This is a genomic window from Rhodococcus sp. USK10 (assembly GCF_019378875.1).
GTDB lineage: Bacteria > Actinomycetota > Actinomycetes > Mycobacteriales > Mycobacteriaceae > Rhodococcus_F > Rhodococcus_F pseudokoreensis.
The window spans coordinates 176,542-197,899 of record NZ_CP076048.1 but is presented as its reverse complement, the minus strand read 5'-3'; the positions used below and the strand labels follow the sequence as shown (position 1 = coordinate 197,899).

Here is a 21,358-nt window from a genome sequence, read left to right as displayed (position 1 = left end):
CGATCGATCAGGGCCGGCACCGCAGTAGTCTCGGGGGATGACGACTCTCGAGGACGCTGTTGCTCTGGCACGGGATGACAACGGCCTGGCGGTGGTCGCCACTCTGCGCGCGAACGGAACCATTCAGGCCTCGATGGTCAATGTCGGCTTGCTCGAGCACCCGGCCACAGGCGAACCGGTTCTGGGATTCGTGACCTACGGAAGGGTGAAGCTGAACAACCTGAGGTCTCGCCCTCAGGTCGCCACCACCTTCCGCGATGGGTGGCAGTGGGCGACCGTCGAGGGAACCGCCGAGATAGCCGGTCCCGACGACCCCCAGCCGTGGCTCGACGACGAGAGATTGCGGCTTCTGCGTCGGGAGGTATTCGTCGCTGCCGGAGGCACGCACGAGGACTGGGACGAATACGACCGGGTGATGGCCGAGCAGGGCCGGGCGGTCGTATTCGTCCGGGTCGATCGGGTCTACAGCAACTGACAACCCGCGAGGCACGAACCTCTCAGGCGAGGGTACGGAGGTGCTCGTCGATCATGCGGTGCGCCGAGTCGGGGGTGTCGGTGTCGCCGAGCAGGACGTGCATCGCGGCGCCGTCGACGAGTGCGTGCAGGCGCATCGCCTCGGCGTCGACGTCGATGTCCGGCGCGACGAGACCGTGCCGTGCGAGACCGGTCAGGATCGCGGCGCACGCATCCCGTAGTTGTCGCTGGGCGCCGAGGGCGATGTCCTTCAGCAGGGGATGGGCGGGGCTCTCGGCGACGAGTGCCAGATTCACTTCCATCTCGCAGCGCCGGCGATCGTCGAGGGGGAGCACCTCGTCCAACACGGCGAGGGCACGCTGCCACGGGTCGGCGATCGAGGTGTGGGCCTGTGCCCGTTCGCGGACCCGCGTGGCTACCAGACGCATCGAATAGGCGAGAAGTTCGGCCTTGCTGGCGAACACGTGCCGCAGCGATCCGCTGGATATGCCGGCCTCGGCGGCCACGTCGCGGACGGACACGGCGCCGATGCCGTCGCGTTGGATCACCCGCCACAGAGCCTCGGCGATGTCCTGCTGCCGTCGGTCGTGGTCGATGAGCTTCGGCACCCGGTCATGTTAGCACGGTCGTGTTAGCATCAGAATTTGTTGGCACGACCGTACTAACAAGTACTGGAGGGGCTGAACGGATGACATCGCAACCATCGAGTTCCCACCGCTACGCTGCGCTCGACGTCATGCGCGGCGCGGCGATCCTGGGCACGCTCGCCACCAACATCTGGATCTTCACCAACGTCGAGGGACTCGTCGGATACATCAACGGCACCGGAAAGGCCACCGGCGGATGGGCTCCGGTGCAGGCGGTGCTGCAGCAATTCGCGCAGGGCAAGTTCCTCGGCCTGCTCACCGTCATGTTCGGCATCGGACTGGTCATCCAGCAGCGGTCCGCCCAGCGGCGCGGTCAACGGTGGCCGAGCGAATACCCGTGGCGCGCAGCGCTGCTGATGCTCGACGGAGCACTGCACTTCCTGCTGTTCACCGAATTCGACGTCCTGACCGGGTATGCCCTCACCGGACTGATCGTCGCCTTCATTCTGACCACGGGCATCCGCGCGCAGCGAACGTGGATAGTGTGCGCGGTGGCCGTCCACGCGGCGATGCTCGCCCTCGTCGTCGCGGCCCTGTCCTCGGCGCCCGCGCGGGATCCGCAGTCGCTGTCGCCGAATCCCTATGCGGACGGCAGTTTCTGGGACCTCGTCGTCTTCCGCGCCGACAATCTGTTGCTGTTCCGGCTCGAGGTGCTGTTCATCCTGCCGCTGTCGATCGCGTTGTTCCTCGTCGGCGCGCACCTCTACGGTGCGCGCGTCCTCGACCCGGACCGTGGCGCGCTGCGGCGCGGCCTCATGATCGCCGGCCTGGCGATCGCCCTTCCGCTCGACCTCGCGCTCGGACTGTTCGGTGGCGACGCGGGTCTGATCCTCGGCAGGTACGGGACCGCGCCGATCGTGGCGTTGGGGTTACTCGCGGCGATCGCGCACCGCTACGCCGACGGTCGCGCACCCGGCGCGCCCGGCCAGGCACTCTCGGGCGTCGGCCGCACCGCGCTCAGTTGCTATGTGCTGCAGAATATTCTGTGCTCGATCGTCTGCTACGGCTGGGGATTCGAACTCGCGGCCCGATTGGACGGCACCACCGTGGTTCCGGTGACGCTCGCACTGTTCGGTGCGGTCTCGATGACCCTGATCGTCGTGTCACACCTGTGGTTGCGGCGATTCGATCGTGGGCCGCTCGAATGGCTCACGCATCGGGGCTACCAGCGTGTCACCCGGGCGGACTGGGGAGGACGTCATCGCGCCAGCAGCGTCGTCCATTCCGTGAACTCGAGTGCGTACGCCGGTGCCGGCGTGGTCACGGACGGGCACGGCTGTCGCCGAGTCGCCAATTCCACCAGCGATTTTGCGGCCCGCAACACGCTGACGTGGTGATGGCGGGAGACGTCGAGCAATTCCTCGAACGCCTCGGCGTCGCCGTATCCGCGGGTGGCGATGAGGATTCCCTTCGCGGTGGCGAGAACCTCGCGTCCGTCCGGGTGGCGGTGCGGAAGCGAATGTGCAGGCGGTGCGGCCTCGAGGACGTCGTTCGACACGGTGATCTCCTGGATTGGGGTACTTCGCTGAATGCTCGGCGCGGTCATACCGCCGCCACCATCAGCGCCGTGGCGAGGACGACGATCAGTCCCCCCGTCGCGGCGGCGAGAACTGAACCGGTGATGATGCCTATGCCGGTGGCGCAGACGAGGCAGACGAACGTCGTCAGTGCCACGTCGGCGAGCGCGAACCGTCTCGTGACCTTGGTGTGGCCGTGGAGTGCTTCGCGGATGCGGGTATCGGAGTGCATGAAACCTCCTGTTCAGACGTGCAAGGGACGGACTCGCGGCACGCGCCGACCACGCGGCGATGCGGTGAGTTTCGGTCCCGTTCTCTGGAGACCTGAATATGACATCCGCGGCGAAACGTCTCTGGAGTGAGAAATCTCATATGCGTGATGTCTGCAGCATTTATAACGGAAAGCTCACGGCCTGTCACCTAGACGAGCGTCCGAATAGAAATTGCGCCCTCAGAGCGCCTTGCTGACCGAAGACATGTGGAAGTCCGGCACCCGCACCGACGGCATCGCGGTCCGGGTGAACCAGTCCTTCCATTCGCGGGGCAGGGTCCGCTCGGTGGCGCCGGCCTGCGTGACCCTCCGCAGCAGGTCGAGGGGGCTCTCGTTGAATCGGAAGTTGTTCACGGCGCCCGTGACCTTTCCGTTCTCGACGAGGTAGACGCCGTCCCGCGTCAATCCCGTGAGCAGCAGCGTGGCGGGGTCGACCTCCCGGATGTACCAGAGGGTGGTCAGCAGCAGTCCGCGTTCGGTCTCGGCCACCATCTGGTCGAGCGACACCGAACCGCCGGCGTCGAGGATCAGGTTGTCGCCGGGCACGGTCGCCTCGGCGCCGAACTCCTTCGCCGCCGACCGCGGGTACGCGAGCGCGCCGACGGTGCCGTCGCGGATCCAGTCCACCCGGCCCGCGTCCATCCCGTTGTCGAAGACGGACACCGATTCGGACGACGACCCGGCGATCACGAACGGCGCATATTCCAGGCCGAGCGCGGCCGGATCGGAATAGAGGGTGAGGGGGAGTGCACTGAGCTTTTCCCCGATGCGGGTGCCCCCGGGCGCTGACAGGGCGGAATGGCCCTCTTCGGCGGCCCTGCCCTCCATGGTCCACATGAGGTAGATCATGAGGTCCGCGACCGCGGACGGCGGCAGGATCGTCTCGTACCGGCCCGCGGGCAACTCCACCCGGTTGCCGGCCCAATCCAGGCGCGTCGACAGGTCCTCGAGCAACTTCACGCCGGCCACATCGGTGAAGTCCTTGGTGCTGGTGCCCACCCAGGCGCTGGCGTCGCCGCGTTTGCCGTTGATCTCGACCGACCCGGTCGGCTGGACGAATCGGCGGCGGATCCCCGTCGACGTGCCCAGCCAGGTGGTGTGCAGCTGATGGTGGGCGAAACCGTAAAGCTGATCGGCGCCGTCGAAGCCCATGCTCAGATCCTGGGCGAGTTGTTCGAACGCGCCGATCTCGGTGCGCTGCGCCGAATCCTCCCAGCGCTCGTCGGTGCCGGTTCCGGTGAGCAGGGGCATTCCGTCGGACGCGGGTGTGGCTGCGCGGGCTGAGATTTCGGCCGATCGGACCACTCCGTCGATGTCGGCGACGTCGACGGACGCGGAGGTGACGATCCCGACCCTGGCGTCCTGCCCGGACCGGACGATGGAGATGACCGTCCAACTGCGCGAGGTGGACACGCCGTTGGTGGTCATCGAGTTGCCCGCCCACCGCAGCGACGCCTCGCTGGCATCGGTGACGATCACGATGGTTTCGTCCACGGTGGCCCGGGCGAGGACCTGCTCGACGAGTTGCTGCGGTGCGATCATCGACCGCCTTCCGTCCGGGTGTTCAGTACGTTGACGCCGCGGAACAGCGCCGACGGGCAGCCGTGGCTGACGGCTGCGACCTGACCGGGCTGTGCCTTGCCGCAGTTGAAGGCGCCTCCGAGCTGCCATGTGGACCGGCCGCCGACGGCGTCCATCGAACCCCAGAAGTCGGTGGTGGTCGCCTGGTAGGCGACGTCGCGGAGTTGCCCGTCGAGCTTGCCGCCGCGGATGCGATAGAACCGCTGTCCGGTGAACTGGAAGTTGTAGCGCTGCATGTCGATCGACCAGGACTTGTCGCCCACCACGTAGATGCCGTCCTCCACGCCGGAGATCAGGTCCTCGGTGCTGCGATCGGTGTTGGGATCGGGCTGCAACGACACGTTCGCCATCCGCTGGATCGGGACGTGGTGCGGCGAGTCGGCGTACGAGCAGCCGTTCGACCGCTCCAGCCCGAGCCGGGGCGCGAACGCCCGGTCGAGTTGATAGCCGACGAGAATCCCGTCGGCGACCAGGTCCCACGACTGCGTCTCGACGCCGTCGTCGTCGTACCCGACCGTGGCGAGGCCGTGCCGCTCGGTCCGGTCGGCGGTCACATGCATGATCGGTGTCCCGTAGCGCAGCGTGCCGAGCTTGTCGGGCGTGGCGAACGAGGTGCCGGCGTAGGCGGCCTCGTAGCCGATCGCGCGGTCGTACTCGGTGGCGTGCCCGATGGACTCGTGGATCGTCAACCACAGGTTGGTCGGGTCGATCACCAGATCGGTGGGGCCGGCCACCACGCTGGGGGCCTTCACCTTCTCGGCGAGCAGGTCCGGGATGCGGGCGAGTTCGTCGGTCCAGTTCCACACCCCGTCTCCGGCGACGTATTCCCATCCGCGGCCGACGGGGGGAGCGAGGGTGCGCATCGTCTCGAACACGCCGGCCGACTGGTCGACGGTGGTCGCTTCGAGTTGCGGATGCAACCGCACCCGTTGCTGCACGATGGAGGACCCGGCGAGATCGGCGTAGAACGTCTGCTCCTTCACCTGCAGGCATCCCGCGGTGACGTGGTCGACGCCGTCGGACGCGAGCAGTCGGCGGGAGTATTCGCCCAGCAGCGAGATCTTCTCCGACGCGGGGATTTCGAACGGATCGACCTCGTAGTCGGACACCCAGTGCACGTTCGGATACACCGGTTCGTCCGCGAGTTCGACGGTTTCCCGGTTCAGCCCGCGCAATGCCCGGGCGACGGCGACGGCCTGTTCCGTGGTCGCGGCGGCGGTCGCGGGCGTCAACTCGGCGTGCGAGGCGAAACCCCACGTGCCGTCGACGACGACCCGCACCGCGAAGCCGAGTTCGTCCGTGTCCACCGCCGATTGCACTTCGCCGTCGCGCAGCCGCAGCGACTGGCTGGTCAGTCGATGGACCCGCAGGTCGGCGTGCGACGCACCCGCCGCACGGGCGGCGGCGAGCGCCGCGTCCGCCAGCGAACGCAGCGGAAGGGCAAGGAATTCCGGATCAACCTGTCGAGGAGCCGTCACCTCGACCACCGTAGTCGGTCGATCAGCCGAATTGCTGCCAACCCAACCGGATCACCATCGCGATCACCACGACCAGCAGCGTGATCCGGACGAAACCGGCACCCTTGCTCAGCGCCATCCGCGAACCGGTGATCGCGCCGATCACGTTGCAGACCGCCATGCTCAGGCCGAGCGCCCACAGCACGTGGCCGGTGGCGGCGAAGAACACCAGCGCACCGAGATTCGATCCGAGATTGATCACCTTCGCCATCGCGGCGCTGCGCACGAATTCCGTGCCGAGGAACGTGGCGAAACTGATGATGAGAAACGTCCCGGTGCCCGGCCCGAAGAGGCCGTCGTAGAAACCGAGGAGCCCTGCGGAGAGCAGGACGACAGCGACGACCTTCCGCCGGGTCGGCGGATCCTTCGCCAGCGTGGTCCCGAGTTGCGGACGGATGGTCACGAACACGGCGACCCCGACGAGCACCGCCATGATGAGCGGGATGAAGACGTCCTTGTCGATGCGCGACACCGTCGCGGCGCCGAGCGCGGACGTCACCGCCGCGAGAACACCTGCGGGAACCAGCAGCCGCCAGTTCATGGGGATGCGGCGCGCGAACGTGACGACGGCCGCGGACGTGCCGGTGAACGCGGTGAGCTTGTTGGTGGCCAGCGCCGCCTGCGGCGTCAGTTGCGGTGCGACGAGAAACAGAGCGGGAATGAGGATCAGCCCGCCACCGCCGACGACGGCGTCCACCCAGCCGGCGGCCGTCGCGGCGGTGAGAAGAAGCGCCCAGTCACCCACATTCATGGTGCCGACTCAACCACACCCGCCACGAGGTACTTACGCTGTGCACATGAGGAGGTTCAGTCTGTGGCTGCGGGGCAAGCCGACGGTTGCGGACTCGATGTTGGCGGCGATCCTGTTCACCCTCGAGGTGTTCGTGTTCACCGCGTCGGGCGACCGTTCGCCCTGGGTGCAGCTGGTCATGGGTTTCCTGCTCTGCCTGCCGATCGCGTGGCGCCGCAGGTATCCGCGGGCGGCGGCTGGGGCCGTGCTGGTGATGTCGATCACGATCACCTTCATCAGTTATTCCATCGGCGACCTCGACGCCGAGCACCCCGGCCTGCTGGCGCTCGCCGTCTCCCTCTACACGCTCGTCGCGTACGTCGACCGCCGCACCGCTGCGGTGTACGCGGTGGGTCTGGTCGTCGATTCCGTCCTGTCGATCTGGTTGCTGGAGCAGGAATTGCTGGCGGCCGGATTGTTTTCGGTGCTCGTCTTCGCGCTCTCCTGGATCACCGCGGAATTCCTCGGCGCCCGCCGCGCCTACGACGAGGAGGTCGCGGCCCGCCTCGTCGTCGCGGACTACGACCGGGATCGCCGCGCGGAGGACGCGGTGGCGGCCGAGCGGACCCGGATCGCCCGCGAACTGCACGACGTGGTCGCCCACGCGGTGAGCGTCATGATCGTGCAGGCCGACGGTGCGTCCTACGCCCTGAAGAGCAACCCCGACATCGCGAAGCAGGCACTGACCAACATCGCGAGCACCGGGCGGGAGGCGCTGGCGGAACTGCGGCGCACCGTGTCGCTGCTCCGCACCGAACCGGCGACCGACGACATGCCCCAGCACGGCACGGCCGGTCTCGCCCGGGTGGTCGACATGATGCGCAGCGCCGGCCTGCCCGTGGAACTGGAGCTGACGGGGGAGTTGGACGACATCAGCCCGGCGGTCAGCCTCGGCGTCCATCGGCTCGTTCAGGAATCGCTGACCAACGTCCTCCGACACGCCGGAGAACGCCCCCGCGCCAAGGTGCGGGTGCGGCGCCGCGAGACGGACGTTCTCGTCGAGATCACCGACAACGGCAACTCGTCCGGGCAGTTCTCGCTCGGCTCGGGCAACGGACTACTCGGGATGCGGGAGCGGGTCGCCGTCCTGCACGGCACGCTCGAGGCGGGTCGGCAGACCGACGGGAGTTGGCGCGTCACCGCGGAGCTGCCGCTCGAGTTGGAGGACTGAGCGGCCCGGTCCCCAACTGCGTACGGCCGTGTTTCAAGACCTAGTAGCGCCTGCGGCCAAAGTTACGCATGGTGCACCTGCTGTCATGGATACTGCACCGGTGATGGTGACCAAACGGACCTGCTTCCCGGCCATATCGATGGTGCTGCTCGCTGTCGCGGGACTGCTGTTCGCGACCCCGGGGAGCAGCGCCGCCGCCCCGCCCGCCTGGCGATACACGATGGTGGCGTTCAGCAACGTCAGCGACCGCGACATGGATGTGTACGAGTCGGGGGACGGCACGGAGTTCCAACCCGTCGGACTGTCGGCGTTTCGGCCCCCGTCAGGGCTTGTGCGTGACCCGAGCATCTTCCGGAACACAGACGGGTTGTATTACGTCACCTATACAACGGGCGGTGGGGCGAATATCGGCTTCGCGCGCAGTAGTGACCGCATCAACTGGACACCCCTGGGGAACTATCCGGTCCCGTTTTGCTGCGCACTCATGCCAGGCACGGGGGATGGCACAGGTTCTGCGAGCCCGCCGGGCTTCTCGGGGTCGGCTGGGTTCAAGGACGGCCCGTCGCTGTCGCCATTCGTCACCAAAGCCTGGGCGCCCGAATGGTTCGTGGACGGCGACCGCGTCAACGTCATCCTGTCGCTGTCGACCGGTGGAGGATTCGTGCCGTATCTGATGACGGCGCTGGAACCAACGCTCAGGTTGTGGAGCCCGCCCGTTCCGCTCGCCGGGATCGGCGCGGACCACATCGACACCACCGTGGTCAAGGTGGGATCGACCTATCACGCGTTTACCAAGAACGAGACGAAGAAGGTCGTCGAGCATGCGGTCGCGACGTCGGCGACGGGACCCTATTCATTCGTTCCGCCCGGAAATTGGGGCTCGCTGGTGGAGGGCCCCGCCCTGGTTCAATTGCCGAACAACGCCTGGCGGATCTATCTCGACGCCTACACCGAAGGAAAGTATCTCTACTCCGACAGCACGGATGGGTTGCGCACCTGGTCGCCCGTTCAAGAGCTTCCGGGGCTGTCCGGGACAGCGCGCCACTTCGGCGTGATGACAGAGCCGGCATGACGACGACTCGGTAACGGTTCCGCCGTCTGCAATTAGAAATCCGGATCTGTGCACGTTGCCGATCGGTCACCGGTCATCGAGAAGATGGCGAGCACCTACCTTGTCTGGCGGGTCCGAGAGCGTTATCACGTTGTCCCACAATGAATTTCGGCAAGCGTGACCGGTGGAACGTCACGTTCGATGCTAGGTAAGTGAATGACCTGTTGTGTTCGTGAGCGCGACCAGCAGATCGGTGCACGCCAGTTGCGCAGCAGGGTGCTGGGCAATTCGAGTCGCAGGCCTCTGGACATCGGACCTTACGATACTTACACTTGTCTGTATCGTAAAAAACGTAGTTGGCGGGTTGGAGCAAATCATGAGGGACGACAGCGTCAACGCAGGTCACAAGCGCGATCGGATTGTGAATCGGAGCGCGGGTTCCGGACGGTTCGTGTCGAAGGCTGCGGGCCGCTGGCCTGGCCGTACCGGTGTCGCCGCTGGTCGTTCCCTGCCCGGCCCGTCACCGGCAGTGCGTGGTGGGAGCCGTGTCATGGCGGAGCCGCGGATCGCTGGTGGCCGGGCGGTCGGCGCACTGGTGGGGGACCTCCCCAAGAGCCCACTGGAATGGCAGCGGGAGATCACGAGCGTGGTGTCTTCGTTCGAGAGTGCGTCGCGTCGTCCGCCCGGCGGTATCGAGGTCGACTTCGAGTTCCGATTCGATCTTCGTGCGACGGGGCTGGCGCTGCCCTGGCTCACCGACGCCTTCCGTGCCGCACTGGACGCCGCGGATCTCTCCGACGCCAGTGGGGTGGTGATGCGGGCGTTGTTCGACGCCAGCGATACCGATGTGGTCACCATACAGCTGCGGCGGCTGCCACGTGCCACCCGTGCCACCCGTGCCGTCCTCGCCGAGGGCGCCGGTGGTGCCCGGGCATCGCGTTCCGCACGTCGTCTCGCCGATCCGGGCTCGACCGGAGGCGGTGCGGTCGAACTGGAAACCGCGACGGGCAACCTCACCTACGAGTCCCCGCTCTCCCTGTCCTCCGAGACGATTTCCTCGATGGAAGTCTCCGAGATCCTCTCACCGTCGGGGAATGTGAATCGGGCACTGGCCAACGCCAAGCGGAAGGCTCATCAACTCCTCGGGTTGAAGGTCGGCAACCAGTACCGATACCCGCTGTTCCAATTCGACCGCGAGCGCAAACAAATCCGCCCCGTCGCCGAATCTGCCAACCGGCTCATGGAGAGCGACCTCGACCCGTGGGGAACCCTGGACTGGTGGTTCACCGAGAACCCACTGATCGACGACCAGCGGCCGGTGGACCGCCTGATCGCGCAGACGCTGACAGAGGCCGAGGTGCAGCTGATGGTGGCTGCCGAGCAGATGGGCATGGATTGACCGGGTGAGTGAGCGCTACAACGGCCGGCCCCCGCAGACCCGGGTGATCCGCGCGGGCACCGCACTGCACCGAATTTCGGGGACCGGATCTCCGTACCCACCGAACTCGTTCAACAGGAGCGGCATCCGCGCACTCGGTGACTCGCTGCAAGGGCGGTTCGAGCCGATCGACGACTCCCACGGCGGATACCTGTATGTGGCGCTGTCCCTCTCCGGAGCGGTCGCGGAAGGCATCCTCCGCGACATCCCCATCCCGCGGTCGGGGATCGTGCGCCGGAAGCGGCTCGCGGACAAGACGCACACCAAGATGGTCCTGGGCCGCGACGTCACCGTGGCCTCCCTGCTGGATGGTGACCTCCGGTCCCTGAACCTGTCAGGGACCTTGGTCGGTTGCGACCGCTCCGCGTACGCCTGGTCCCGAACCACCTGTCACCAGATCCTCGACACTGACCCGAACACCGACGGGTGATCTACCGTTGCCGCAACAACCCCGCCGAACTCGCCCTGATGCTCCTTGACCGTGGACTTTTGGACTCGACCGCACTCACCATCGCCGAATCCAACGACGTGCTGACCGACCCGGGCACCTTCGACGAGGTGATCAAGGTCCTCGACGAGGTCCACCACCTGAAATACGTGGGTGCGGGCAGCGCCCGGCTCCCATAGCTCGACTCTCACTCGCGGCTCGGGCGCAGTTCGATGCACCGTGGCACCAAGCCGATATTCCAATTAACTTGCAGAGCAGGTTGATTCAATGCGTCGCACGAGATGTCTGCTGAGTTCAACTCGCTGGACGATGCACTCACGTGGTCATTCGAAGGCAAAGCCTGAATTCTCTGCAAGGAGGCGCCAGCGACATCGACACTACGGCTGTTCTGACGCGTCAGCGGTGGGCGGGACGGATGGCTGATCTGTTCGTTGAGGATGTCGCCGTGGCCGGCGTGACGCGCGAAGTGCTCGATCGCGAGCAGGTAGATAAACCGCAGGTTGACGTCGCCGAGGCGACGGTGCGTCCTGGTGTCGTCGAGGTCGAATTCGGCGGCGATCACGCGGGAACGCTCGCCGGCGCGCTCGAATTCGGCGATCACGTCGTCCAAGGTCTCGCTGTCGTCGACGATGAGACCAGCGTCGCCCGGCGTCGTGCCGCCGTCACATTCACTCTCGGGCAGGACTGCCAAGACGTGCTGAAACCAGATCCGTTCGGTGACTGCGGCATGCTCGAGCAATAGATCGTCCACCGACACCGAGGCAGCGGGGCGCTACTCTGCATGGGTATGAAGAACACCGTCTCGATCGAGATCGCCCTGCCACGAGAGACAGTGGTAAAGCTGCTCGCCGATTCGGCACACTTGCCGAAGTGGCTGCGGGGTCTGGTGCTGCACGAGCCGCTCAGTGGGGCGCACGGCCAGGTCGGTACCAAATCGCGGGTCGTGATGCAGATGGGGAAGCAGAAGATCGAGTGCACCGAGACCATCACGCGTCGGGAACCTGCAGACCTGCGCGGGATCCCGACAGGGAGCGTCGTTCACTTCGACCGCGAAATCGTCGGTGAGGGCATGTGGAGCGCCGTGCGAGACCGGCTGACCGAAGCCGGTCCGGAGATGACGCTCTGGGTGAGCGAGAGCGAATACCGGTTCAGCGGCTTGCTGATGCGGCTGGTGGGGCTCTTGATGCCTGGCGCCTTCCGCAAGCAGTCGCAACAGCACATGCAGGACTTCAAGGCGTTCGCCGAGCAGGGAAAGGACGTCCGCGAATCGAAGGACTGATTTACGATCACTGCTCGTCGCCCGAAGAGTGGGGAGAATTCAGAGCTGACGGCGGGCCGACCACTGTCGGGAACGTGCTCGGGGCGGGGTGAGCGGGTGGAGCGGCAAAGGATCGCTCACAGACCTCGGCTACCTAGTGCATGAGTTCGACGCGTCCTCCGGTCCCTCCCGTTCCGTGCTACGACTGCATCAGGAAGTGCTGGCGCACAGTAGGTGTGGGTTTACTGTGCGACGCGCATCGAATCGAATGGTCAGTGCGGAGCGGGTCAGCTGGTCGGGACCGGCGGCGCCAGCGGCGCCGAGGAAGGCTCCTGCGACGGCTGCTGGGTGGGTGGCTCTGTCGGGTTGTTCGGTGGGACAGGCAGGGGTGGTTGTGTGGTCGGGTTGTCCGGCGGCGGCGCGGGGAGTGGCAGTTGTGGGGTCGGGGTGTCGGACGGGACGGGCAGGGGCGGCTGCGGAGGCGGGACCATGGTGATGGGGGTTCCGGGTTGGTGGACGGCAGCGTCTCGGGCGGGAGTGTGAGGGTCGTCGTGGGTAGCGGCGGCGGTGAAGTGGGCAGCAGTTCGGGGGGCTGAAGATCCGTCGGCAGGGTTCCCGGCAGCTGCTCGATTCCCGGAGCTGTCGTGGAACCGGGTGTTCCCGGAACGGTGGCCGGCAGTTCAGCGGTCTGCGTTGGCGCGCCGGTGGTGGTGGTACCGGGCGTCGTCGTCGCAGCCGGCGGCGTGGTCGGGGACATCTTCTCGACCTCCGCGGCCAGCTTCGCCCGCCACACGTCGAGTTCGTTGCGCATGTCGGCGTCGCGCACCCCGCCCGCACGATCGGCGGCACCGTCGAGCAGGTTCTTCGCCGACTCCGCGTCTCCCACGGCGATCAGCCGCTCGGCCTCCTGCAGTTGCGACGTGGTGTCGATCTGCGCGACGGTCGAATCGGCCTGCTGGCTGAACACGACCGACTTGACGCTCCACAGCGGATCGCCGGGTTCGGCGTCGTACGAGAAGATGGTGGCGCCGCCCATGACGACCGCGATTGCGGCGGCAGCGCCCGCGATGGGTCGCAACAGGCGGAGCCTGCCGCGGGCGGCGCTGCGTGCGGAACCGACGTTGTCGGAGGCGTCGATCGCCGCGATCACGTCGTCGAGCAGCGGCCCGGTCGGCATCGGCGTCGACACGATGTCGGCACGCCAATTGGTCAGCAGAAGCGCGAGCTGGTCCTGCTCCGGCGAATCCGTTGCGACGGGACCGCCACCGGCGATCGCGTCGATCAGCGCGTCGTCGCGGCGCACAGCCGTGACGTCCACCGGTGCGTCGTCTCCTGGGAGGTCGGCATCGGGATTGCCGTTGCGATCGGAGCTCCTGGCCAAACCTCTCACCTGCCCTCGTCACTTGCGATGGCTTCGTGTCGAGCCGCGCGAACAGCTCCTGCGGTACTACCCACGGTCGGGGCCCGTCTCCTCGGCTGACATACCGACTACGAGGTGGAGCATGTCTTCCGGTGCCTTTCCGGCAGCGTGCTCAGCAGTTCGTTCATCTGCCTGCTCGCCTTGCGCGTCCAGCGCCCTCTGGTCGGGTCCGTCATCGTTGACTTCGTCATCTGGTTTGTCGGCGCCGGGGTCCGATTTGTTACCGCACGTTAGGGAGGGTGGCAAGAAATCGGAGCCCTCCACGTCGGTTGTGGGTCTGGTGTTGGTTCGAACGCAGTCGGTTGCCGCAGGACCATACCCGTCCTCTGTGGGCCGACCCCGGCGCACTCGGGCGGTCCTGAGGCCCTGGGCCGGGGTCGACGTTTTGTAAGGGGCATCGCGTCGTCTGGGTAGTCGATATTCCTAGGTGGATTATTCCACCGGTGGCCGCTAGCTGGCGAGGCCCAGCAGTTGTCGCACCCCGCGGGCGAGGATGTCGTTGATGAGCGCCGGAGGTTGCCCGCATGTCGGAGTCCAGGTCGAGTGTTCGACGAGCTGGACGAGTGCACTCACCGGCGAAGTCACCGGACTGCAGTCGCCGCCGACAACGGTGGCCGCGTGCATGCTGCTCTTCGCAGTCCTCGCGGCGTGGGTTCTGCGGCCAACCCCGACGTCGACGGTGCGCTTGGAGGTACTGACATCCTTCCGATGGATCGGACTGGGTATGCCTCGCCCGGACTCGCGCGTGCGACGCTTCGTCAAGATCGCAGTCGGGTGTCTGATCGTCCCGGCAGTTCTCAGGTTCTTGAGTTTGACAGCTCTTATCGGTGACGCTCTCTACATGGTCTTGGCCCACTACACTCGCTCGCTGTGGCCGGCAAGGATGCCGCACGGCGACGGACTCATCTTCTGGCTGCTGATCCACATGTCACCCGTGTGATCCACATGTCACCCGTGCAGATCGGAGTTTCCCTCGGCGGGATACGCGCTCGGATTTGAAGCGCAGGCGCTCTCGGCCTTTCATTCTCAACTCGGTGAGTACTTTTCGCACACGCCAGCGACCGCGGATCGGCGATTACGTCCACCCTGATCCCGCGGACGGCCTCGGACCTCGATGTGTGCTCTATCGCCCGGGGCACCGTTTGTGCGCCTTCAATAGGGAAGCGAACCGACCGTGACTTTCCTCCGGCCGCAGACCATGATGGAACCAACCGGTCTTGTCGAGAAATTTGTGTCATAGCGTGATGCTGGAATGGGCCAGGCAACAGGCTGTCTCAAAACCCATGTTGGCGAATTGCCCGGCGTCCGGTCTCGATGTCCGGAACGCGCAAGTCCGCAACCTGGAGGTCCGCAATGGCTGACTACAACAGCGTCGTTTCGTTGTCCCGCGCGGAATTTGAGCAGTCGGGGCCGAGTGAGGCCGAACTCGAAGACGAAACCAAGTCAACGAAATCCGATGACGAAGATATTGCACGGATGGAGCGGCTCCTGGATCTGAGGGAAGGCATGCTGGCCGGTGATCGGTATTACCTGGAAAGAATGTATTGCCGATGCGGACGTTTGCTCACGATGTACGATTTCGTGTTCACCGGACTGGTGGATGGCGGCCACTCGAAGTCGCTGATCGTGCATACATTTGTCGGAAATAAACTTGTTGTCAACGAGCCACGACGCATCAGATGTTCGGCGTGTGGCGAAATCGCGCGGCATAGCCCGTGGTACCGGATGCCGCAGAGCTATGGTTGCAGGCCGGCCCATCTGGAATAGAGGCAAACCTCCCGCACGTGCGGGAAGCCTAGCCTTCCGAGTGTCGAAATCGCCTGTTGATGCCCTGTTCATTCGGCATCTGGTCACCGATCCGTTGCCCGGGCATCTTCTGAACGGATTTAGCATCGTAGGTATGGTGCACGGACGATGTCGACGTGAGCGGTGACGTGGCGGATGACGATGGTGGTCATGCTCGCGGGACCAATTGCACTCATAACCCTGTTGGCGGTGCTCACTGGCGTGGGTGAGTATCGCCGAACCAATAAGTTGGGCTGGTCATTGTTGGCTGTGTCGTATTTCCCAGCCGTCTGGATTGCCTGGTAAGTCCGCGACGGTTTCGGCCAAGCGACACGGGCACACCCTGCCTGACTTGCTGCAGCCCGGTAGCCGATCAGCGATCGCCTACTGACCTGTGCGGCGCCGACGATCCGCGGGCCAGGGGCCACCCCGGAGCGGCCGGTCGGCGAGCGTGCGTTTCTCGTTGTCGCGGAACCGTGGTTCGTAGTGGTGAAAGAACACCTTGCCGACCAGGTCGCGTCGACTGCGGACGCCGGTCTTGTCGAAGATGCTCTCGAGATGTTTTTGGACGGTGTATGCAGATACGGAGAGTGCCGCCGAGATCTGCGAGGTCGACGCCCCTTGCAACACCATCGCGGTGACTTCCCTCTCGCGCTCGGTCAGCCCGTAGGCCGACATCAGCAGGGGGTAGAGCCGGCTGGGGTGCGCGGGCTCGACGATCACGGCGATCCGCTGGTGGTCGGTCGACGCCAGGCACGCACCGTGCAGCACCAGCCACGCTCCGGAGCGGGAGAGCACCCGTGAGAGTGCGACCTCGCCGACGTGATCGCGGTCTTCCGCGGAACGCAGCACTCGGCCGGCGAGAGCGATCACGGCGGCCGGCAACTCGCCGCGATCCCAGTTCCCGCCGGGAAGATCCGCCATCCACCGGTCGACACCCGGAGTGGCCGATTCGACGTCCCAATTGTGGTCGAGGACGAGCAGGCCCGGTGAATCGGAATACTCCGGCTCCTCCGCCTGCCCGTACAGCAGCGCACGTCGGGCGCCGCCGGCGAGGATCGGCGAAATCTCACGGAGGAAAGACTTCTCCGTGTCGGTGAACCGGGGCATGCCCTCGTCCCGGTAGAGCGACAGCGCTCCCCAGGTCTCGCCGGAGCGGGTGCGCAGTCGGACGATCAACTCCTGATCGCCACCGAGTGTGCGGTTCCGACGCCAACGCGGGCTCTGCGACGGATCCCCGTCGGTTGCGTCGTGCAGCGTGGAAATCCCCGTGGCCGAACGCATCACATCGGGCACCGACTGGACATCGTCCTCGTAGTACTCGGCGGCCAGCCACTCATTGGGGAACTCGTCCATGCCGAAGTGATAGTGGCTGGTCATCAGCAACGACAACGGATCGACGGTGAACCAGCACGGCGTCCAGAAGTACGGGACCACCCCGGCCACGACGTCCGACGCGTCCTGCCACAACGCGACGAGGCCGCACGGTGCGGCGCACACTCGTGCGATCTTGTCGGCCGCGCACTGCACGGAATCCGTGCTCACCCGTCCATCCTAGGAGCCCGGACCGACCGCCGGAAATACCAGAAATCTGGAATGGTGCCCCCGCCGTGCCGGGCCTAGCGTCGGGGCATGTCCAAGTCCGAGACCGCGAAGGTGCGGCTGAGTCCCCCGTCTCCCCGATTGATGAGGCTGGTCAATCCGTTGGTCCGACGTGCCCTCACGACCCGGTCGTTGGGTCGGCGCATTCGGCGCCAAGGAATGATCGAGTTCACCGGACGCCGTACCGGGCGCATCTTGCGGGTGCCGGTGTGCCTGCACCACGTCGGCGGTGACACGCTGATCTTCACCGAGCGGCCCTGGCGGTTCAACTTCACCGGCGGCGCACCGGTGACGGTCACCCACCGGGGCTTGGTTCGCCGGGGGCGGGCCCTGTTGCTCGAGGCCACCCCCGCCGAGGGCGGCTCCGCATTCCGTGCCGCTCTCGACGACGGGGCCTCACCGTTCGAACTCGGCCTGAAGGTTCCCCGGGGATACGTCCCTTCTGACGCCGAGCTGGCCGAGATCGCCCGGTCGCTGATCCGCGTCGACTACGAAGCCTGAGGAGAGTTCCCATGCGCATCAACAGAATACGTCCTGACATCGCGGTCCTCAGCGACGAACTGGAAGTGCCCGGCATCGGACACCTCCCGGTGAACGCCTACGTTCTCCAGGCCGCCGAACCGGTGGTCGTCGACACCGGACTGAGTCTGCCCGACCGCGGGTTCCTGGACGCAATCGGATCGGTGGTCGACCCCGCCGACGTCGAATGGGTGTGGCTGACCCATCCGGACCGCGATCACACAGGCTCGCTCTTCGACCTGCTCGACGAGGCGCCCCACGCACGGCTGATCACCACCTTCGCCGGTGTCGGCATCATGTCGTGCGAACGATCCGTCCCGTTGGACCGCGTGTACCTGCTCAATCCGGGGCAATCCCTCGATGTCGGCGATCGCCGGCTGACCGCGCTGCGTCCGCCGCTGTTCGACAATCCGAGCACGGTCGGTTGCTTCGACGACCGCAGCGGATCGTACTTCTCGTCCGACTGCTTCGGGGCCCCGATGGAGACCGCGGAGCTCGCCACCGCCGATGATATCGGCTACTGCCTGCCGAGCGCCGTACGCGCCGCCCAGCACCTGTGGGCCACCGTGGACAGCCCCTGGGTGCACACCGTGGACCAGGAGAAATTCATGGCCACCGTGTCGGCCCTGAGCGCTCTCGAGCCCCGACTCCTCCTCAGCACTCACCTTCCACCGGCGGAGGGCCGCACTGCGGAGTATCTCGACATGCTCGCCGCCGCCCCGCAAGCCGATGCCTTCGTCGGACCCGACCAGGCCGCGCTCGAGCAGATGCTGGCAGATTTCGAACCAGCACACTGAAAGTCCCGAGGGGTGGAGCACGACCTTGGTCACGGAGTACTCACCACGACCGGACGCAAAAGCCGCAAGCAGCGCCGCAACTACGTTCGCGCGATCCGGTGCCAAGACAGGGTGTGCGTCGTGATGCTCCGCCCCCGCCCTGGCCCTCGAGCGGCCTCTGGCCGCGACGCCGCACTTTGCCGGGGACTTGTTCACCCGCTGAGGTTGATCGATGTGCCGATGCCTCGTGCAGTGGCGCGTTCGATGACGAGCTCGGCTGTGGCGAGATCTTGGAGTCCGATGCCGACCGATTCGTACAACGTGATGTCGGTATCGGACATGCGGCCTGCAGCCTTGCCGACGATGACATCACCCAACTCGGTGCGTGCATCGTCTTCGGTGATGAAACCTTCGGAGTTCGCGAGGAGCACGCCCCCCGATTTGGCCACTGCCGTCGGGAAGCTATCGACGACTACTTTTGCTCGTTGCATTCCGATGCCGTCGATTTCCCGGTGATCGGCGCGAGGCGGTGCACCGACTGCATTGACATGTTGTCCCGGTCTGAATGACACACCACGCACGATGGGCCGCCGGGACGGAGTGAGCGTGCACACGATGTCGGAGACCGCCAGGACATCCTCCGGGGATACCGCCGATTCGACCGGGATGCCGAGAGTTGCTGTTGCAGAGCGGAATCTGCCTATCGTCTCGGCGCTGCGTGACCAGACCACGATACGTGTGATGTCCCGAACGGCGGCGATTGCGAATGCATGCTCCACCGCCAAGTTGCCGGCGCCGATCATCCCGAGCATCGAGGGGGACCGCCTCGCGAGATGGTCGGTGGCAACCGCACTCGCGGCGGCGGTACGGATCGCAGTGATCGCCCCCCCATCGAGGATGGCAAGGGCCTCACCGGTGATGGTGGAGGACACCATGATCGTCGAGCGCTGGGTCGGCAGCCCGCAGTCGCGGTTCGCAGGTACGTCGCACAGGAGTTTCACCGCCACCACCCCGAGTCGTCCTGCGCTATTGATCGCAATGGCGAGATGACAAGCTGACCTGAGATCAGCCCTCGCAGCAGCGCATTTGCGCAGCGAATGCCCCACGTGTCGAAAGACACCTCGTACTCATGGGGAACGTGGGGAAGATCGGACCCGTCCGTTCCGTCGTCGTGGCTGCTCATCACGCAAGCGTAGATTCGTGAAGGCCGCAAGCCCTTGATCGACATACGTGCCATCCGATGGCATCCATCCACCGCCGTTGCCCGATCAAGGATCCGCTTACGGAACGAGGGCCGACCGCAATCGGCCTGCGCTCGAACCACTTCGTCCCGGTGCAGGTTCCTCATATTGGTACCCGCAGATGAGTGGCTGGATCGGAGTGTTGAAGGTGACGGGCGCCCTCACCGCTGGTCCGGCTGCCTTCCTGTCTCTTGGCGAGGCCACCCCGGCTCCCTCGAGCACGCCTGGCTGGTTATCGCGGCGCGGTCAGAATCAATTCCGGGCTGGGTCGGGTGTTCTCTCGTTCAGAATCTGTTTGGCGTGCACAACGAATCGGTCGGTCATCGGGTGTCTGTTGTGGCGCGGCCAGGTGAGGTAGACCGGGACCGGACTCGTGTTCGGCAGCGGCAGATATGTGACCCCCGGATGGGGGTGGCTGTACTCGGTGGCATCGCTCGTCACACCGATCGCGGCACCCGTGGCGATGGTCGTCAGCCACTCGTCGACGTTCGCCACGACAACTGTCTTCTCCGGGCGGCTGCTCTTCGGCCACAGCTGCAGGTCTGCCGTTCCTGCATTCGAACACAAGGCGATTCGATGTGAAACCAGATCATCGAGCGACAAGGCGCCCTTGCGGTTCAGCGGATCGTCGTCGGCGAGGGCGAGCATTCGGTTCTCGTGGCCGAGCAGTGCGTGCTCGAAGGCGGGTGGTCCTGGTTTCGCGCGGAAGAACGCCATGTCGATCTCGCCTTTCCGCAACGCCAGGGCGGGGTCGTCGACGCGACGGACCACCAGTTCGGTCCCGGTGTCGACCTTCCAGGTCCGCAGCAACGCCACCGTATGACGACCGAGGGCCGACCACGCGAAGCCGACGCGCAGCGGCGCCGGGCCCGCTTGCACCTCGGCGACGGCCTCGTCCACGCTCTGCAGGATCCGATGTGCACGCTCCCAGAGCAGCTGCCCCTGCGCGGTCAGCTCCAGGTGCCGGGTGCTGCGGTCGACGAGTTTCGTCCCGATCCGTTCCTCGAGTTGCCCGAGTGTGCGTGAGAGCGCGGGCTGCGCCACATGCAGCACCGCGGCCGCACCGGTGATGCTGCCCTCGTCGCCGATGGCGGCGAGGGCACGCAGATGCCGCAACTCGATATTCATTACTGCCGAGCATAACACCACATGAAATAGCATTTCTCAACGCTGAGTGGCGTGGTTAGCGTTGCCCTCATGAACATTCTGCTGATCGGATCGTCCGGCCGCCTCGGCTCCGCCGTCCACACCGCTCTCGCCGACCGCGGCCACAAGGTCCTCACCGCCGGCCGCACCTCCGGGGACTTCCGTGTCGACCTGACCGACCCCGCCTCCGTCGCCGCGCTCTACGAGAGCATCGGCGCCGTCGACGCCGTTGCCAGCGCCGCCGGCACCGTGCCCTACAAGACCATTCGGGAGATGACGGCCGACGACTACGCTGCCGCCTACGACGGCAAGGTCCGCAGTCAGGTCGAACTGGTCCGGCAGGGCATCCACCGCATCGCCCCGACCGGGTCGTTCACCCTCATCACCGGGATCCTCGCCCGCATCCCCATCGCCACCGGAACCGCCGCGTCCCTGGCCAACGGCGCCGTGGAGGCGTTCGTGCGCGCCGCTGCCGTCGAGATCGCCCCGCAGCGCGTCAACGCGATCAGCCCGACCGTGTTCACCGAGGCCCTCGACGCCTACGGCGACTACTTTCCCGGCTTTCCTGCCGTCGACCTCGCGGATGTCGCGCAGGCGTACGTGCGCTCCATCGAGGGCGTCCAGACCGGTCAGATCTTCGCCCTCGACTGACCTACGACGAGCTCCCAAGTCCATCCACACAGTCGCCGAGACCTCCCTCTCGGCA

Annotated in this window: 22 protein-coding genes and 3 pseudogenes; 12 read left to right on the top strand and 13 right to left on the bottom strand. The window is 65.9% G+C overall.

What is annotated here, in order from left to right; all coding sequences use genetic code 11:
* Window positions 1-37 precede the first annotated feature (37 nt).
* Entirely contained in the window at window positions 38-475 is a 438-nt protein-coding gene (locus I1A62_RS07685) for a TIGR03618 family F420-dependent PPOX class oxidoreductase (RefSeq protein WP_087557466.1), read from the top strand.
* 22 nt (window positions 476-497) lie between these two features.
* Here I1A62_RS07685 and I1A62_RS07680 read toward each other — a convergent pair whose 3' ends face one another.
* The gene (locus I1A62_RS07680) at window positions 498-1,082 is read right to left on the bottom strand and encodes a TetR/AcrR family transcriptional regulator (protein ID WP_072950547.1); all 585 of its coding nucleotides are present in this window, start codon (window positions 1,080-1,082) and stop codon (window positions 498-500) included.
* Between the two features lie 80 nt (window positions 1,083-1,162).
* On the opposite strand from I1A62_RS07680, the gene I1A62_RS07675 reads away from it, so the two are divergent.
* Window positions 1,163-2,458 (top strand): DUF418 domain-containing protein, encoded by a 1,296-nt coding sequence (locus tag I1A62_RS07675; RefSeq protein ID WP_219458400.1) that lies wholly within the window; start codon window positions 1,163-1,165, stop codon window positions 2,456-2,458.
* 20 nt (window positions 2,459-2,478) lie between these two features.
* On the opposite strand, the pseudogene I1A62_RS07670 reads toward I1A62_RS07675, so the two are convergent.
* From I1A62_RS07670 to I1A62_RS07650, 5 genes and pseudogenes are all read right to left on the bottom strand, one after another.
* Window positions 2,479-2,667, bottom strand: a pseudogene (locus I1A62_RS07670) (ANTAR domain-containing protein); the annotation flags it as partial.
* Complete coding sequence (locus I1A62_RS07665; RefSeq protein WP_206011392.1) at window positions 2,664-2,870, bottom strand: hypothetical protein; 207 nt, start codon at window positions 2,868-2,870, stop codon at window positions 2,664-2,666. The gene I1A62_RS07665 and the pseudogene I1A62_RS07670, both read right to left, overlap by 4 nt.
* Before the next feature lie 219 nt (window positions 2,871-3,089).
* A complete protein-coding gene (locus tag I1A62_RS07660) occupies window positions 3,090-4,451 on the bottom strand; it encodes a metallopeptidase TldD-related protein (RefSeq protein ID WP_219458399.1) in 1,362 nt (453 codons plus the stop codon).
* Complete coding sequence (locus I1A62_RS07655) at window positions 4,448-5,968, bottom strand: TldD/PmbA family protein (protein ID WP_219458398.1); 1,521 nt, start codon at window positions 5,966-5,968, stop codon at window positions 4,448-4,450. The genes I1A62_RS07660 and I1A62_RS07655 overlap by 4 nt, the downstream gene beginning before the upstream one ends.
* 22 nt (window positions 5,969-5,990) lie before the next feature.
* The gene (locus tag I1A62_RS07650; RefSeq protein WP_206011395.1) at window positions 5,991-6,758 is read right to left on the bottom strand and encodes a TSUP family transporter; all 768 of its coding nucleotides are present in this window, start codon (window positions 6,756-6,758) and stop codon (window positions 5,991-5,993) included.
* A gap of 46 nt (window positions 6,759-6,804) precedes the next feature.
* Between I1A62_RS07650 and I1A62_RS07645 the strand changes: the two genes are divergently transcribed.
* The 5 genes from I1A62_RS07645 to I1A62_RS07625 all read left to right on the top strand — a co-directional run bounded on the left by I1A62_RS07645 (window position 6,805) and on the right by I1A62_RS07625 (window position 11,084).
* A complete protein-coding gene (locus I1A62_RS07645) occupies window positions 6,805-7,968 on the top strand; it encodes a sensor histidine kinase (RefSeq protein ID WP_124393839.1) in 1,164 nt (387 codons plus the stop codon).
* Between the two features lie 139 nt (window positions 7,969-8,107).
* On the top strand, window positions 8,108-9,040 hold the full coding sequence (locus I1A62_RS07640) for an arabinofuranosidase (protein ID WP_374710741.1): 933 nt from the start codon (window positions 8,108-8,110) through the stop codon (window positions 9,038-9,040).
* A gap of 529 nt (window positions 9,041-9,569) precedes the next feature.
* The gene (locus I1A62_RS07635; protein WP_219458397.1) at window positions 9,570-10,418 is read left to right on the top strand and encodes a hypothetical protein; all 849 of its coding nucleotides are present in this window, start codon (window positions 9,570-9,572) and stop codon (window positions 10,416-10,418) included.
* 4 nt (window positions 10,419-10,422) lie between these two features.
* A complete protein-coding gene (locus I1A62_RS46195) occupies window positions 10,423-10,887 on the top strand; it encodes a hypothetical protein (RefSeq protein WP_257890719.1) in 465 nt (154 codons plus the stop codon).
* A 59-nt stretch (window positions 10,888-10,946) separates the two neighbouring features.
* A complete protein-coding gene (locus I1A62_RS07625; protein WP_219458396.1) occupies window positions 10,947-11,084 on the top strand; it encodes a hypothetical protein in 138 nt (45 codons plus the stop codon).
* A gap of 8 nt (window positions 11,085-11,092) precedes the next feature.
* Here I1A62_RS07625 and I1A62_RS07620 read toward each other — a convergent pair whose 3' ends face one another.
* The gene (locus I1A62_RS07620; protein ID WP_219458395.1) at window positions 11,093-11,662 is read right to left on the bottom strand and encodes a DUF664 domain-containing protein; all 570 of its coding nucleotides are present in this window, start codon (window positions 11,660-11,662) and stop codon (window positions 11,093-11,095) included.
* A 30-nt stretch (window positions 11,663-11,692) separates the two neighbouring features.
* Here I1A62_RS07620 and I1A62_RS07615 point away from each other — a divergent pair, with 30 nt between their 5' ends.
* Window positions 11,693-12,184 (top strand): SRPBCC family protein, encoded by a 492-nt coding sequence (locus I1A62_RS07615; protein ID WP_219458394.1) that lies wholly within the window; start codon window positions 11,693-11,695, stop codon window positions 12,182-12,184.
* Window positions 12,185-12,450: 266 nt separating this feature from the next.
* On the opposite strand, the pseudogene I1A62_RS07610 reads toward I1A62_RS07615, so the two are convergent.
* From I1A62_RS07610 to I1A62_RS46185, 3 genes and pseudogenes are all read right to left on the bottom strand, one after another.
* Window positions 12,451-13,553 (bottom strand): annotated as a pseudogene (locus tag I1A62_RS07610) (anti-sigma-D factor RsdA).
* A pseudogene (locus I1A62_RS46190) lies at window positions 13,540-13,805 on the bottom strand (RNA polymerase subunit sigma); the annotation flags it as partial. The pseudogenes I1A62_RS07610 and I1A62_RS46190, both read right to left, overlap by 14 nt.
* A gap of 228 nt (window positions 13,806-14,033) precedes the next feature.
* Window positions 14,034-14,156, bottom strand: coding sequence for a hypothetical protein (locus I1A62_RS46185; protein WP_257890718.1), 123 nt, complete (start codon window positions 14,154-14,156; stop codon window positions 14,034-14,036).
* 780 nt (window positions 14,157-14,936) lie between these two features.
* On the opposite strand from I1A62_RS46185, the gene I1A62_RS07605 reads away from it, so the two are divergent.
* The gene (locus tag I1A62_RS07605; protein ID WP_206011408.1) at window positions 14,937-15,350 is read left to right on the top strand and encodes a hypothetical protein; all 414 of its coding nucleotides are present in this window, start codon (window positions 14,937-14,939) and stop codon (window positions 15,348-15,350) included.
* A 402-nt stretch (window positions 15,351-15,752) separates the two neighbouring features.
* Here I1A62_RS07605 and I1A62_RS07600 read toward each other — a convergent pair whose 3' ends face one another.
* Window positions 15,753-16,913 (bottom strand): LuxR C-terminal-related transcriptional regulator, encoded by a 1,161-nt coding sequence (locus I1A62_RS07600; protein WP_257890717.1) that lies wholly within the window; start codon window positions 16,911-16,913, stop codon window positions 15,753-15,755.
* A gap of 87 nt (window positions 16,914-17,000) precedes the next feature.
* On the opposite strand from I1A62_RS07600, the gene I1A62_RS07595 reads away from it, so the two are divergent.
* Window positions 17,001-17,471, top strand: coding sequence for a grhN (locus I1A62_RS07595; protein ID WP_225858221.1), 471 nt, complete (start codon window positions 17,001-17,003; stop codon window positions 17,469-17,471).
* Window positions 17,472-17,482: 11 nt separating this feature from the next.
* Window positions 17,483-18,286 (top strand): MBL fold metallo-hydrolase, encoded by an 804-nt coding sequence (locus tag I1A62_RS07590; RefSeq protein ID WP_124393484.1) that lies wholly within the window; start codon window positions 17,483-17,485, stop codon window positions 18,284-18,286.
* A 191-nt stretch (window positions 18,287-18,477) separates the two neighbouring features.
* Here the strand turns inward: I1A62_RS07590 and I1A62_RS07585 are convergent, their stop codons facing one another.
* Window positions 18,478-19,371: an ornithine cyclodeaminase family protein gene (locus tag I1A62_RS07585; RefSeq protein WP_219458393.1), complete on the bottom strand. Its 894-nt coding sequence runs from the start codon at window positions 19,369-19,371 to the stop codon at window positions 18,478-18,480.
* A 387-nt stretch (window positions 19,372-19,758) separates the two neighbouring features.
* Window positions 19,759-20,634: a LysR family transcriptional regulator gene (locus tag I1A62_RS07580; RefSeq protein ID WP_124393483.1), complete on the bottom strand. Its 876-nt coding sequence runs from the start codon at window positions 20,632-20,634 to the stop codon at window positions 19,759-19,761.
* 69 nt (window positions 20,635-20,703) lie between these two features.
* Between I1A62_RS07580 and I1A62_RS07575 the strand changes: the two genes are divergently transcribed.
* Entirely contained in the window at window positions 20,704-21,303 is a 600-nt protein-coding gene (locus I1A62_RS07575; protein WP_219458392.1) for a short chain dehydrogenase, read from the top strand.
* The last annotated feature ends 55 nt before the right edge of the window (window positions 21,304-21,358 follow it).

Coding starts and splice junctions, on each gene's coding strand:
- I1A62_RS07685 (WP_087557466.1), top strand. CDS start 38: ATGACGACTCTCGAGGACGCTGTTGCTCTGGCACGGGATGACAACGGC.
- I1A62_RS07675 (WP_219458400.1), top strand. CDS start 1,163: ATGACATCGCAACCATCGAGTTCCCACCGCTACGCTGCGCTCGACGTC.
- I1A62_RS07665 (WP_206011392.1), bottom strand. CDS start 2,870: ATGCACTCCGATACCCGCATCCGCGAAGCACTCCACGGCCACACCAAG.
- I1A62_RS07660 (WP_219458399.1), bottom strand. CDS start 4,451: ATGATCGCACCGCAGCAACTCGTCGAGCAGGTCCTCGCCCGGGCCACC.
- I1A62_RS07650 (WP_206011395.1), bottom strand. CDS start 6,758: ATGAATGTGGGTGACTGGGCGCTTCTTCTCACCGCCGCGACGGCCGCC.
- I1A62_RS07645 (WP_124393839.1), top strand. CDS start 6,805: ATGAGGAGGTTCAGTCTGTGGCTGCGGGGCAAGCCGACGGTTGCGGAC.
- I1A62_RS07640 (WP_374710741.1), top strand. CDS start 8,108: ATGGTGCTGCTCGCTGTCGCGGGACTGCTGTTCGCGACCCCGGGGAGC.
- I1A62_RS07635 (WP_219458397.1), top strand. CDS start 9,570: ATGGCGGAGCCGCGGATCGCTGGTGGCCGGGCGGTCGGCGCACTGGTG.
- I1A62_RS07615 (WP_219458394.1), top strand. CDS start 11,693: ATGAAGAACACCGTCTCGATCGAGATCGCCCTGCCACGAGAGACAGTG.
- I1A62_RS07605 (WP_206011408.1), top strand. CDS start 14,937: ATGGCTGACTACAACAGCGTCGTTTCGTTGTCCCGCGCGGAATTTGAG.
- I1A62_RS07595 (WP_225858221.1), top strand. CDS start 17,001: ATGTCCAAGTCCGAGACCGCGAAGGTGCGGCTGAGTCCCCCGTCTCCC.
- I1A62_RS07590 (WP_124393484.1), top strand. CDS start 17,483: ATGCGCATCAACAGAATACGTCCTGACATCGCGGTCCTCAGCGACGAA.
- I1A62_RS07580 (WP_124393483.1), bottom strand. CDS start 20,634: ATGAATATCGAGTTGCGGCATCTGCGTGCCCTCGCCGCCATCGGCGAC.
- I1A62_RS07575 (WP_219458392.1), top strand. CDS start 20,704: ATGAACATTCTGCTGATCGGATCGTCCGGCCGCCTCGGCTCCGCCGTC.